Annotated in this window: 13 protein-coding genes; 7 read left to right on the top strand and 6 right to left on the bottom strand. The window is 56.2% G+C overall.

Translation table 11 applies throughout. The features are described from left to right. The first annotated feature begins 253 nt into the window (after positions 1-253). The 3 genes from ACSZPU_RS09040 to ACSZPU_RS09030 all read left to right on the top strand — a co-directional run bounded on the left by ACSZPU_RS09040 (position 254) and on the right by ACSZPU_RS09030 (position 3,303). Positions 254-649: a rhodanese-like domain-containing protein gene (locus ACSZPU_RS09040; protein ID WP_498997740.1), complete on the top strand. Its 396-nt coding sequence runs from the start codon at positions 254-256 to the stop codon at positions 647-649. Between the two features lie 153 nt (positions 650-802). Further along, complete coding sequence (locus ACSZPU_RS09035; RefSeq protein ID WP_498997739.1) at positions 803-1,906, top strand: cobalamin-independent methionine synthase II family protein; 1,104 nt, start codon at positions 803-805, stop codon at positions 1,904-1,906. A gap of 152 nt (positions 1,907-2,058) precedes the next feature. Beyond that, a complete protein-coding gene (locus tag ACSZPU_RS09030) occupies positions 2,059-3,303 on the top strand; it encodes an MFS transporter (protein ID WP_498997737.1) in 1,245 nt (414 codons plus the stop codon). 10 nt (positions 3,304-3,313) lie between these two features. On the opposite strand, the gene ydeE is transcribed toward ACSZPU_RS09030, so the two are convergent. Beyond that, positions 3,314-4,501, bottom strand: a complete 1,188-nt coding sequence (gene ydeE / locus ACSZPU_RS09025; protein WP_498997744.1) for an efflux MFS transporter YdeE — start codon at positions 4,499-4,501, stop codon at positions 3,314-3,316. A 196-nt stretch (positions 4,502-4,697) separates the two neighbouring features. On the opposite strand from ydeE, the gene eamA reads away from it, so the two are divergent. Further along, positions 4,698-5,588 (top strand): O-acetylserine/cysteine exporter, encoded by an 891-nt coding sequence (eamA, locus tag ACSZPU_RS09020; RefSeq protein ID WP_498997736.1) that lies wholly within the window; start codon positions 4,698-4,700, stop codon positions 5,586-5,588. Between the two features lie 38 nt (positions 5,589-5,626). Here the strand turns inward: eamA and marB are convergent, their stop codons facing one another. Genes marB through marR form a run of 3 tightly spaced genes read right to left on the bottom strand, consistent with a single transcriptional unit; the run spans position 5,627 to position 6,709 of the window. Continuing rightward, on the bottom strand, positions 5,627-5,842 hold the full coding sequence (gene marB / locus ACSZPU_RS09015; protein WP_498997734.1) for a multiple antibiotic resistance protein MarB: 216 nt from the start codon (positions 5,840-5,842) through the stop codon (positions 5,627-5,629). A gap of 31 nt (positions 5,843-5,873) precedes the next feature. After that, positions 5,874-6,257, bottom strand: coding sequence for an MDR efflux pump AcrAB transcriptional activator MarA (gene marA, locus ACSZPU_RS09010; RefSeq protein ID WP_498997732.1), 384 nt, complete (start codon positions 6,255-6,257; stop codon positions 5,874-5,876). 17 nt (positions 6,258-6,274) lie between these two features. Next, positions 6,275-6,709, bottom strand: a complete 435-nt coding sequence (gene marR / locus ACSZPU_RS09005; RefSeq protein ID WP_498997730.1) for a multiple antibiotic resistance transcriptional regulator MarR — start codon at positions 6,707-6,709, stop codon at positions 6,275-6,277. Between the two features lie 239 nt (positions 6,710-6,948). Here marR and ACSZPU_RS09000 point away from each other — a divergent pair, with 239 nt between their 5' ends. Continuing rightward, positions 6,949-7,623, top strand: coding sequence for a MarC family NAAT transporter (locus ACSZPU_RS09000; protein ID WP_498997729.1), 675 nt, complete (start codon positions 6,949-6,951; stop codon positions 7,621-7,623). Next, positions 7,623-8,780 (top strand): alpha/beta hydrolase, encoded by a 1,158-nt coding sequence (locus tag ACSZPU_RS08995; RefSeq protein ID WP_498997728.1) that lies wholly within the window; start codon positions 7,623-7,625, stop codon positions 8,778-8,780. Before ACSZPU_RS09000 ends, ACSZPU_RS08995 begins: the two co-directional genes overlap by 1 nt. Positions 8,781-8,824: 44 nt before the next feature. Here the strand turns inward: ACSZPU_RS08995 and ACSZPU_RS08990 are convergent, their stop codons facing one another. Next, positions 8,825-10,027, bottom strand: coding sequence for a sugar transporter (locus ACSZPU_RS08990; RefSeq protein ID WP_498997726.1), 1,203 nt, complete (start codon positions 10,025-10,027; stop codon positions 8,825-8,827). A 184-nt stretch (positions 10,028-10,211) separates the two neighbouring features. On the opposite strand from ACSZPU_RS08990, the gene ACSZPU_RS08985 reads away from it, so the two are divergent. Next, the gene (locus tag ACSZPU_RS08985; RefSeq protein WP_498997725.1) at positions 10,212-11,003 is read left to right on the top strand and encodes a PhzF family phenazine biosynthesis protein; all 792 of its coding nucleotides are present in this window, start codon (positions 10,212-10,214) and stop codon (positions 11,001-11,003) included. A 97-nt stretch (positions 11,004-11,100) separates the two neighbouring features. Here ACSZPU_RS08985 and ACSZPU_RS08980 read toward each other — a convergent pair whose 3' ends face one another. After that, positions 11,101-11,778 carry an SDR family NAD(P)-dependent oxidoreductase gene (locus ACSZPU_RS08980; RefSeq protein ID WP_498997724.1) on the bottom strand — a complete coding sequence of 226 codons (678 nt, stop codon included), beginning with the start codon at positions 11,776-11,778 and terminating at the stop codon, positions 11,101-11,103. Position 11,779: the final 1 nt, after the last annotated feature.

Genomic DNA, 11,779 nt, shown 5'->3' with positions numbered 1-11,779 from the left:
CGCCCGGGTAAATGAGGTTCCAGTAAACTCCATACATTGTCAGAAATATCGTGGCGCCGATAGGCTGGAATAGTCATGATAATAGGGCCTTCTGATTAGAAGGCCCTATTATCAATGATTTTTATCCTCGTGACGACACTATCTAGGGGGCGGTGAAATTGTCATGTTTTTGCTGTTATCTGGCATAAAGCTATACAGTCGCTGTGTCCTGTTTTCGTTACATTAGTGTTAACACAAACCCGGAGAAAGCACTATGAGCTATGTATCGGACATCCCCGCCGCCTCGCCTGAGGTCACCGCCAGCCACTTTTTACGTCGCCTGAGCGTCGAGACCGATTGTGCCGACGTCCACCACGCGCTGACAAACGAGGACCAGGACTTTGTCTTGCTGCATGTGGTGGGGAGCCCGGAGACATTCGCCCGACGTCATGTCCCTGGTGCGATTCATCTGCCGCACGCGCAGATGACAGCGGAGCGCATGGCGCAATGGCCGCACGACACGCTGTTTGTTGTCTACTGTGCCGGTCCACACTGCAACGGTGCGGACAGGGCGGCGCTCAAGTTGGCGCGGATGGGGCTGGCGGTGAAAATCATGCTCGGCGGGATAACCGGCTGGGAAGATGAAGGGTTCACATTTGCGGCAAGTTGAATTTTTTTCATGTGTGATGAGAAAATCTCGTTTGCCACACGGATGCTGCATGTGACATTTTACTTGGACATTTAGTCGTCCAGATGGCTAAATGTCCAAGTAATGAACTATCACGTCGGTAAACTATCTGGACCGGCGTGCAAGGAGAACACCATGCAGCGACATCAGGCCCCGTTCCGCGCAGACGTAGTTGGCAGTTTTTTACGCCCGGACGCCATTAAACAGGCACGCCAGCAATATGCGCAGGGCAGCATCAGCGCTCAACAGCTGCGCTCCGTGGAGAATGAGGCGATTCGCCATGTGGTTCAGCAGCAGTGCGACTGCGGCCTGCACGTGGTTACCGACGGTGAGTTCCGCCGCGCATGGTGGCACTTCGACTTCTTTGATGGCCTGCAGGGCGTGGAGCGCTACGACTCTGACAAAGGCATTCAGTTTAATGGCGTCCAGACCAAAGCACACGGCGTGCGCGTGACCGGAAAACTCGGTTTTGGCGATCACCCGATGCTCGAAGATTTCGTCTACCTGAAAAGCATCAGCGGCAATGCCCAGCCGAAGATGACCATTCCAAGCCCGAGCGTGCTGCATTTCCGTGGCGGGCGTAAAGATATCGACGCTACCGTTTACCCGGACCTGGCGGACTATTTTGACGATCTGGCTACCACCTGGCGCGATGCGATCCATGCCTTCTACGCCGCAGGTTGCCGTTATTTGCAACTGGACGATACCGTCTGGGCCTACCTGTGCTCCGACGATCAGCGTCGCCAGATCTGTGAACGCGGCGAAGACCCGGATGAGCTGGCCCGTATCTATGCCCGCGTGCTGAATAAAGCGCTGGAAGGTAAACCGGCTGATTTAACAATTGGCCTGCATGTGTGTCGAGGTAATTTCCGCTCGACCTGGATTTCCGAAGGCGGCTATGAGCCGGTGGCAGAAGTGCTGTTTGGCAGCGTCAACGTCGATGCGTTCTACCTCGAGTATGACAATGATCGTTCCGGCGACTTCGCGCCACTGCGCTTTGTTCGTCCGGGCAAGCAGCAGGTGGTTTTAGGCCTTATCACTACCAAAAACGGTGAGCTGGAAAATCCGGAAGGCATCAAAGCACGTTTGCAGGAAGCGGCAAAGTATGTCGACCTGAGCCAGCTGTGCCTGAGCCCACAATGTGGCTTTGCCTCAACGGAAGAGGGGAACTCGCTGACACCAGAGCAACAATGGGATAAAGTGCGCCTTGTCACGCAGATTGCTGAGCAGGTGTGGTAAGCCACAAGTCACAGCGACAAATCAGAATGCCATGGACATGCGGGGAACCCTGCATGTCCTTTCTTTATTGCTGCTGCCGCAAAAATGAACAGAATGGAGTCATTGATGACGATGAAAAGGAATGAAGCCTACTCTTTGCGCGGAGTGTATTTGTGAACGCAGTAGCGCAGACGTCGCGTGGTCAACGGGCCTTTCACTCTACTTCCTTTCGCTATCTGTTCTTTGGCCGCCTGCTCACAGTACTGGGAAACGGCATTGCCCCCATCGCGCTGGCGTTTGCGGTGCTGGATATCGGCGGTTCCGCAACGGACTTAGGTCTGGTGGTGGCGGCACGTTCACTGTTTAACGTGATCTTCTTGCTACTGGGCGGCGTGCTGGCGGATCGCTATTCGCGCAGCCTGGTGCTGGTCTCTTCGTCGCTGGTGGCGGCGCTGGCCCAGGGGATTGTCGCCTGGCTGGTGCTGGACGGCAGCGCCACCATTATGTTGCTGGCGGTGCTTGGCGCACTGAACGGCGCGGCGGCGGGCATTGCGCTGCCCGCCTCGTCGGCGATGGTGCCGCAAACGGTGCCGGTACGCAGCCTGCGCGAAGCCAATGCCTTTATTCAGCTTGGCGTCTATGGCGGCACGGTCATTGGCGCGTCGCTGGGCGGGATGCTCACCAGCACCATCGGCCCTGGCTGGGGGCTGGCGATCGACGCCCTCGGTTTTGCAGCCTCCGCGCCGCTCTATTTACTGATTCGCGTGGGGGCTATCGCTGCCCACGACTCGCAGTCCAACATCCTGCAGGATTTGCGCGATGGCTGGAAAGAGTTCATCGCCCGCACCTGGGTCTGGTCGATTGTGGCGCAGTTCACCATCGTCAATGCGGCATTCAGCGGCGTGGCGATGGTGCTTGGCCCCATTGTGGCGGATGAATCATTTGGCCGCACCGGCTGGGGGCTGGCCGTGGCGGCGCAAAGTGTTGGCCTGATCGTCGGCTCGCTGATTGCGCTGCGCTGGCGGCCCCGGCGTGACCTGTTTATCGGCGTGATGCTGGTTATCTTCTGCGCGCTACCGCTGCTGGTGCTGGGATTGTCTCCCGACACGCCGCCGCTGATGGCGGGCTTTTTCCTGGCCGGGGTGAGCTTCGGTCTGTTTGGTGTGGTGTGGGCGCAGTCGCTGCAAACGCATATCCCGCCGGAAAAACTGGCGCGGGTGTATGCTTACGACGCGATGGGCTCGTTTGTGGCGATCCCGGTGGGGGAAATTGCCGCCGGTCCGCTGGCGCAGCACTACGGTAGCACGGAGGTCCTGCTGACCTGCGCGCTGGCGGTGGTGCTGGCGACGGTGGCGGCCTGTTTTGTCCCCGCCATCCGTTTGCTCGACAACACCCCGCAGATTCGTTCGAACAATTAAACGGCAGGCGTTAACTCGCCTGCATCAGCGGCAGCGGTTTTGCCTGCATGCCCCGCAGCATCATCAGCCACGCCAGCACGATGGCGACCATCATAATGACGAATAGCGTCCAGGATGGCAGGGTGGTCAGGATAATCCCGGTTAACAGCGGGTTCATCGCCGCGCCCAGCCAGCCCAGCGCCTGGGCAGAGAAGTAGCTTGCTTTCATTCCCGGCGGGGCAATGTTGTCAATCAGCATGTACTCGCCGTGAGCATAAATGACTTCACCCAGCGTGAAGATTGCCGCCGAGACGCCCCAGAACCACAGGTTGTTTCCGGAGAACATAAACCCACCCAGTCCCAGCACAAAACAGACGGTACCGAAGGCCATTAACGGGCGCAGGTTATTTGCCGTGAGCTTACTGCCGAGCCCATATTGCAGCGTCACCACCACCGCGGCGTTGACGGGCAGCACTACGGCCACCACTTTTTCGGCAAAGTCGCCGTCGGCAATCGACATCACATACTGCGCAATGCACGAGGCAAACGACCCGGCGACAAACGACGCCAGCAGCCCTGATAACGTAAACCAGCGCAGCGCACGGTCGCGCAGCAGTACCGATGGCGACCAGACCGCGCTGTTTTCGTGGCCTTCTGCCACATTGACGCGGCGCACAAACAGCTGAATAAACGCCAGTGGCACCGCCGAGCAAAAGGCGGCGAGCCAGAAGGGCAGATTGATGCTGTACATCACCAGCATCGTGCCGATGGGGGGCCCGATGGTCCAGCCGATATTAATAAAGGTGTAGTTGATGGAGAAAATCCGCGCCTTGGCCGCTGGCCCCAGGGTGTCAGAGAAATAGGCTTTCAGAACGGTTGCAAATACCGAGTAGGCGCAGTTAATCAGCGAGAAAAACAGCACCACCAGACCGGCATGGTTGACCAGCGGGATCGCGCTAAAGCCAAACAGGAAGGCGGCGATGGCCAGCAGCATATAGCTTTTTTTATCGAACTTATCCGCCAGAATCCCGAAGCCCAGACTAAAGACCACGCCGATGGTGAGTGCAATCGACATCGCATAGCCCACCTGGTCGACGGACATGGCGTACTGACGATTGAGATAAATAGTCATGAATGGCAGCGTTGCGCCACGACCAATGGTTAACAGTAACGACGACGCCAGCAGCGCGGCGGTGGAGCGCTTTTGTTTTGAGATCATTTTCATGCCCGACAATGCCTGTTGTTATAATTTTTTGTGATGTCTAACAGCAATAACATGCATAAAGCGTGATGTACATCGGTTGATTTATCCCAGGATGCCAAAACTGACCTGCCAAAATTAATGATCTGTCTCTGGACTGATTTTTGCGTTAACGTAAATTTTTTACAAAAGTTGAAAAAAACAGGGGCGAAGAATGACGCGTAAAGATGGGCTGCTGGCGCTGTTGGTGGTGGTATGGGGCCTGAATTTTGTGGTGATCAAAGTTGGGCTGCACAATATGCCTCCACTTATGCTGGCGGGTTTACGCTTTGTACTGGTGGCGTTTCCGGCATTGCTGTTTGTAGCGCGACCGAAAGTGCCGCTGAGCTTACTGCTGGGCTACGGGTTAACCATCAGTTTCGGGCAGTTTGCTTTCTTGTTTTGCGCCATTAAATTCGGCATGCCTGCGGGTCTGGCATCCCTGGTTTTACAGGCGCAGGCGTTCTTTACCATCATCCTCGGTGCGGGCGTGTTCGGCGAGCGTTTGCAGGGGAAACAGCTGGCGGGTATCGCGCTGGCGGTCTTTGGCGTACTGGTGCTGATTGAGGCCAGCCTCACCGGGCAACACATCCCGCTGATTGGTTTTGTGCTCACCCTTGCGGCGGCATTCAGCTGGGCCTGTGGCAACATCTTCAACAAAAAGATCATGAGCCATACCTCTCGCCCACCGGTGATGTCGCTGGTGGTCTGGAGCGCGCTGATCCCTATCATTCCGTTTATGGTGGCGTCGCTGATTTTTGAAGGCCCGGCACCGATGCTGCAAAGCCTGGTCAGCATTGACCTGACCACCATCCTGTCGCTGCTTTATCTGGCGTTTGTGGCGACGATTATCTGCTATGGCATCTGGGGTTCACTGCTCGGGCGTTATGAGACCTGGCGCGTTGCGCCGCTGTCACTGCTGGTGCCCGTTGTGGGGATGGCCAGTGCTGCGCTGCTGCTCGGTGAATCGCTGTCTTTACTGCAACTGGGCGGGGCGATGCTGATTATGGCGGGGCTGTACATCAACGTGTTTGGTTTTCGTATCAGTCGTGCGGCTCAGGCGTAAGGCATAAAAAAGCCCCGCCGATGGCGGGGCAAACACGCCTAGGTGCGCTCATTGTAATAAGGCACGCCTAACTCGTCGGATTTATCACTGCCGGAGCCCATATGGTTGAAGTCGAAAGGCGACTGGTTATGGGCGGTGGGCATTATCATAGCGTCACGTGGGTTTTGTTTCGCAGGGTGTGCGAATTGTTCCGCATAACTCTGGCCGGTCAGTAACACCATCACGGTGAGGGCGGCACAGGCAATACGTTTCATGATTTCCTCGATACGTCTTTAAAGCAGGCGATTAGCAATTACAGTGGTTTAACGGAAATAGATAACGGTTCTCACCGGGTATCTCTGTTACGCGATATTTGTGTGGCGGCACGTCAAAGTAGTTTTTGAACGTGCGGGTCAGGGTCTGTTGTGATTCAAACCCATAGCGCTCCGCAAGATACAGAATCGGTTCATTGCTGCCCTTAAGCTTCTGTGCGATTTCAGTCAGCTTACGGCTGCGAATGTATTGCCCCAGCGAGTGGCCCGTCTCTTTTTTAAACATCCGTTGCAGGTGCCATTTGGAGTAACCCGAACGCTCAGACACTTTTTCCAGTGAGAGCGGCGATTCCAGGTTATCTTCGATCCAGTCCAAAATGCTATGAATAGTGATGGCGTCAGTATTGCGTCTGGACATCGTCATACCTCTTTTTGTTACGGCAAGATTTTCTTGAGCAAATGCTCCAGAGTTGCCACTTCTTCTGCCGTTAAGTTTTTTGTTAATTCCTGATTCAGGTTTTGTCCTACTAATTGATGACATTGCTCACACAGCGCCGCGCCGTCGGTGGTCAATTGCACCAGCACGCCGCGTTTGTCATGCGGATTAGGTTTACGTTCGATCCAGCCTTTACAGACCAGTCGGTCAAGCATGCGCGTCAGCGCACCGAGGTCGACGGAGAGGATCTTTTTTAGTTCGACCGGGGTGATACAACCCTGACAGCGGATAGAACAGAGCACTTTAAACTGCGTGGCGGTGATATCCAGCGGCGCGAGGTAGTCGTTAAGTAAGCGATCTTTTTTTTGGTTAACCATGTGGATCAGGCGGCCAAGTGGAATGATTTCGTTAAACAGATCACTTGTGCTTTTCACAATGGTTGCCCCGGCAAGTATATTAGTCACGGCAGATATTATTGCTCAGGCAAGTATAAGTCAACTGAATGAATTAGCTTATGCCACGATTTGCTAAAGTCGCGTTATGGGCGTTTTTTTATTCGCATATGTACATGTATTTATTAGTTAAACTAATACATCAGGAAAGCGGGTGCCCTGCGGGGTGGGTTCCAGATATACTTGCCGATACGTTTGTCTGCTGTGGAGCGCCCTGTTAAATGATGGATTTACTGAAAGCGATTGGCCTTGGACTGGTGGTGCTCTTGCCGCTGGCGAACCCGCTAACCACCGTTGCGCTCTTCCTCGGGCTGGCGGGCAATATGAACAGCGCCCAGCGCAATCAACAGGCGCTGATGGCCTCAATCTATGTCTTTGTCATCATGATGGTGGCGTACTACGCCGGACATCTGGTGATGAATACCTTCGGGATTTCGATTCCCGGTCTGCGTATCGCCGGCGGGTTGATCGTGGCCTTTATCGGTTTTCGCATGTTGTTCCCGCCGCAGAAAATCCATGAAGCGCCGGAAATTAAAACCAAATCGGAAGAGCTGGAAGAAGAGCCGACGGCCAATATCGCCTTCGTTCCACTGGCAATGCCAAGTACGGCCGGGCCAGGGACGATTGCGATGATCATCAGTTCCGCCTCGACCATCCGTGAAAGCACGACTTTTCCTGAATGGGTGCTGTGGATTGCGCCGCCGCTGATTTTTGCCGCCGTGGCGGTGATTCTGTGGGGATGCTTGCGCAGCTCCGGTGCAATCATGCGGCTGGTAGGCAAGGGCGGTATTGAGGCGATTTCCCGCCTGATGGGTTTTTTGCTGGTCTGTATGGGCGTGCAATTTATCATCAACGGCGTGCTGGAAATCATTACGACTTACCCCGCGGGCGTCTGATGCGGCAACCACTATTGTCCTTCCTGCTTATTGCGGCGTTGGCGATTGCCGGTTGCCAGCAGTCGCGGGAACAACAACAGCCGCCGCTGGGGCAGACAAGCTTTGCGGAGTATCAGCAGCAAACCCGTGACTGGGTGGCGGCACATCGGTCATTCCAGACGCTGGATAAAACCCGAGAGCTCACCTGGAACACACCGCAGGAGTGGCGTCCGGCGCACAAAGCTACCCGGGGGATCCTGCTAATTCACGGGCTTGGCGACGCCCCAGGTTCGTTTACCGACATCGCCCCTGAGCTGGCAAAACAGGGTTTCCTGGTGCGTACGGTGCTGCTGGCAGGGCACGGCACGCGCCCAATGGACATGCTGAACGTCAGCGTTGACCAGTGGCGTGAAGTGGTCAACGAGCAGGCCACTATCCTGGAAAAAGAGGTGGGGAACGTATGGCTGGGCGGCTTCTCAACCGGCGGCAACCTCGCGCTGGAATATGCCCTGCAACATCCGCAGGTGCAGGGGCTGTTGCTGTTCTCTCCGGCGATAAAATCGAATACCCGCTACGATTTTCTCGCCCCGGCGGCAGCCGTATTTCGCGACTGGCTGCGTCCACCGAGCGCGGTCTTCCCTCAGCAGATTGCGACCCGTTATCTGCGCGTGCCAACCAACGGTTTTGCTCAGTTCTATCGTACCAGCGCTTCCGCACAGCAACTGGTGACGCACCAGACGTGGAACAAGCCGGTGCTGATGGTGTTGAGCGAGCACGACTCGGTGCTCAATACCGCCTGGATCCTCGACCAGTTCGAGAAAACCTTTACCCATCCGGCCAGTCGTGTGATCTGGTACGGGCTGGCGCGCGCCGAGGTGGCGGCTGACGCCAGAGTGCTGGTTAAGCCTGATTATCTGCCCGCAGAGCGCATCAGCCAGTTTTCGCATATGTCGGTGCTGTTCTCCCCACGTAACCCGGTCTACGGCCGCCACGGCAGCGTGGTGCTTTGTGCGAACGGGCAGCCGGATGCGGCGACGAAGCGCTGTCTGAACGGCGAAGAGGTCTGGTACTCAGACTGGGGGCTGGTGGAGCCCGATAAAGTTCACGCGCGACTGACCTGGAACCCGTGGTTTGACTGGCAGACGCAGGTGATGAACGAGGTGGTGGCAGGGGGATAAATCGCATCAGCCGGGCAATCATCTACCCGGCTGACGGTGAGATATTACATATGGTGCGGTTGCTGCTGGTCTTCCAGCGAGACCGGCCAGCGGCGGAAAATCACCACCGACCAGACCAGAGCGGCCAGTGCCGGAATGGCACCCGCATAGCCAATGGCGGACATCGACCACTGCAGGCTGACTTGGTTACCGACCAGCGCGCCCGCGCCGATACCGATATTGAAAATCCCGGAGAACAGTGACATCGCCACGTCGGTGGCATCCGGTGCCAGCGCCAGCACTTTCACCTGCATCCCTAGGCCGATAATCATAATCGCGACACCCCAGAAGATGCTCAGCACGGCAAGGTTCATCTCGCTGTCTGCCGCAGGACGCAGCAGCAACAGGGACATCACCAGCAGGCCAATCGCGCCGCTGATAAGACTGGACGCATGCTTATTACCCAGTTTGCCGAACAGCACGCTGCCGACAATTCCCGCACCGCCGAGAATCAGCAGCAATACTGTTGCGAAATTACCGCTAAAACCCGCCACATTTTGCACGAACGGCTCAATATAGCTGTAGGCGGTGTAGTGCGCGGTGACTACAACCACCGTCAACAGATAGATGCACAGCAGCGCCGGGCGACGGAACAGCTCAGGCAGGCTGCGCAGTGAACCAGAGTGCTCGCTGGGCAGTTTTGGCAGCAGTTTGATCAGGCACATCATGGTAATCAGCGCGCCAAAAACGATAGCGAAGAACGTGGTTCGCCAGCCGAAATATTGCCCGACGACGCGGCCAATCGGAATACCCAGCACCATTGCCAGCGCGGTACCGGTGGCGATAAGGCTCAGCGCCTGGGCGCGTTTGCCCGCCGGAGCGAGACGAATGGCCAGAGAGGCAGTAATCGACCAGAAAATGGCGTGGGCAAACGCGATGCCGATACGGCTAATCACCAGCACATGGAAGTTCCACGCCAGGAAAGAGAGCACATGGCTGCCAATAAACAGAACGAACAGGGCAATCAGCAGTTTGCGGCGTTCTACCTTGCTGGTGAGCAGCATAAACGGCAGCGACATCAGCGCCACAACCCAGGCGTAGATGGTTAGCATAATGCCGACCTGCGGGGTTTCCATGTCAAAACTTTGTGCAATGTCCGACAGCAGCCCCACGGGCACGAACTCAGTGGTATTAAAAATAAACGCAGCAACGGCCAGCGTAACCACCCGGAGCCACGCGACTTTTCGTGAAACCATTTGTGTTGTCATATGTTTTTTTGGGATCAGTTACAGGAGAAGGAGATGTGCAGATCTTAGATCTATTTCTGCTCAAAATACAAACTTTTTGTGATGAGTGTCTCATTTCTTGTTGGGGTATGACGATGCCTGTTGAAACAAAAAGAAATACAAGGGAAAAACGAAGGAAAAGCAAAGTAAAACAAGAGGAAAGGCTATGCACACAATCGACTTCTATATGGTGGACGCGTTCAGCGACCGTACGTTTGGCGGCAACGCCGCAGCCGTTTGTCCGCTGACGGAATGGTTGCCGGATGATGTGCTGCTGAAAATGGCGCAACAACACAAGCAGTCTGAGACAGCGTTCTTTGTTCGTAACGACGACGGTTTTGAGCTGCGCTGGTTTACCACGCAGTACGAAATCAACCTTTGCGGCCATGCCACGCTTGCCGCCGCGCACGTCATATTTGAATATCTGGATTACCCGGATACGCAGATTAACTTCGCCACCCGTTTTGTCGGTCCGCTCACCGTGAGTCGCAAAGGCGACTGGCTGACGCTGGACTTCCCAGCCTGGCAGACGGGGTTGGTGGAAGCGCCGCCTGCGCTGCTGTTTGAAACGCTGGGTATCACCAAGGCCAAAGAGGTACGAGTGGCGCGTGATTACATGGTGGTGCTGGAAAATCAGCAGCAGGTTGAGGCCATCACCCCGAATATCAACGCCATGATCCCGTTAAAGAAAATGGTTTGCATTACCGCGCCCGGTGATGAGCATGATTTTGTTAGCCGCTTTTTCTGTCCGGGTGAATCCGTGCCGGAAGACCCGGTTACCGGTTCAACCCATAGCATGCTGATTCCGTACTGGGCAGAAAAACTCGGCAAAAACGCCCTGCAGGCGCGCCAGGTATCTGCCCGTGGCGGCGATCTGCGCTGCGAAGCGCGTGGCGAAAGGGTGTCGATTGGCGGCCAGGCCACCACCTATCTGATTGGCAAAATCTATTTGCGCTGAGAAATAAAAATGGGTGACAGTGTCACCCATTTTGTTGGACCACAATGCTGGATGCGGCCAACGCCTTATCCGGCCTACAAACAATAAGCCTGGCCCTTCACTTAAGCGATGCGCCGCCGCAAATCACCAGCTCTTGCCCGGTAATGGCGGCTGCGTCCGCTGACAACACAAACCCCACCAGTGCGGCCACTTCCTCAGGCTTAATCAAGCACCCGATGGGTGGCATATTGGGTGGCGAACTTTCGCGTCCGGGTGCACTGAGCATCGGCGTTTGCGTCGCACCGGGGGCGACCACGTTGGCGGTGATGCCGCGTGGGGCAAGCTCAGCCGCCCAGCTACGCACCATTCCGACCAGCGCCGCCTTGGTGGCAACATACTGCGATCGTCCCGCCGCGCCGCGCGATGTCCGGCTGCCCACCACCACAATTCTGCCACCAGAGGACATCTGTGGGGCGAAGTGATTGACCAGCGTTTCCGCCGCCAGCACGTGCAGTTGCCACAACCGCTGGCTAACCTCATGCGTTAACTCACCTAGCGGTGCTGCGGCCATCATCCCGGCGGCATGAATCACCGCATGGGGTACAGGCAGGGTGGTTAGCACATCACGCAGCGCCGCGCTGTCGCTGAGATCGACGCATACGCTGTTAAACTGCGCGCTGTCGCGGGTGACTTTCGAGCGGCTAAGCCCGGTGACATTCCACCCCTGGCCGAGTAGGCGGCTGACGATGGCTTCGCCGATACCCGAACTTGCTCCTGTTACGATCGCATGCGGCATG

This window comes from Phytobacter sp. V69 (assembly GCF_965644215.1).
Lineage (GTDB): Bacteria > Pseudomonadota > Gammaproteobacteria > Enterobacterales > Enterobacteriaceae > Phytobacter.
This window is presented reverse-complemented; position numbering and strand designations above follow the sequence as displayed.

Excerpts from the sequence above, each read along its gene's own strand:
- marA (WP_498997732.1), bottom strand. The coding sequence starts at position 6,257 with ATGTCCAGACGCAATACTGACGCCATCACTATTCATAGCATTTTGGAC.
- ACSZPU_RS08985 (WP_498997725.1), top strand. The coding sequence starts at position 10,212 with ATGCACACAATCGACTTCTATATGGTGGACGCGTTCAGCGACCGTACG.
- eamA (WP_498997736.1), top strand. The coding sequence starts at position 4,698 with ATGACGCGTAAAGATGGGCTGCTGGCGCTGTTGGTGGTGGTATGGGGC.
- ACSZPU_RS09000 (WP_498997729.1), top strand. The coding sequence starts at position 6,949 with ATGATGGATTTACTGAAAGCGATTGGCCTTGGACTGGTGGTGCTCTTG.
- marB (WP_498997734.1), bottom strand. The coding sequence starts at position 5,842 with ATGAAACGTATTGCCTGTGCCGCCCTCACCGTGATGGTGTTACTGACC.
- ACSZPU_RS09035 (WP_498997739.1), top strand. The coding sequence starts at position 803 with ATGCAGCGACATCAGGCCCCGTTCCGCGCAGACGTAGTTGGCAGTTTT.
- ACSZPU_RS08990 (WP_498997726.1), bottom strand. The coding sequence starts at position 10,027 with ATGACAACACAAATGGTTTCACGAAAAGTCGCGTGGCTCCGGGTGGTT.
- ACSZPU_RS09040 (WP_498997740.1), top strand. The coding sequence starts at position 254 with ATGAGCTATGTATCGGACATCCCCGCCGCCTCGCCTGAGGTCACCGCC.
- ACSZPU_RS08995 (WP_498997728.1), top strand. The coding sequence starts at position 7,623 with ATGCGGCAACCACTATTGTCCTTCCTGCTTATTGCGGCGTTGGCGATT.
- ACSZPU_RS08980 (WP_498997724.1), bottom strand. The coding sequence starts at position 11,778 with ATGCCGCATGCGATCGTAACAGGAGCAAGTTCGGGTATCGGCGAAGCC.
- ydeE (WP_498997744.1), bottom strand. The coding sequence starts at position 4,501 with ATGATCTCAAAACAAAAGCGCTCCACCGCCGCGCTGCTGGCGTCGTCG.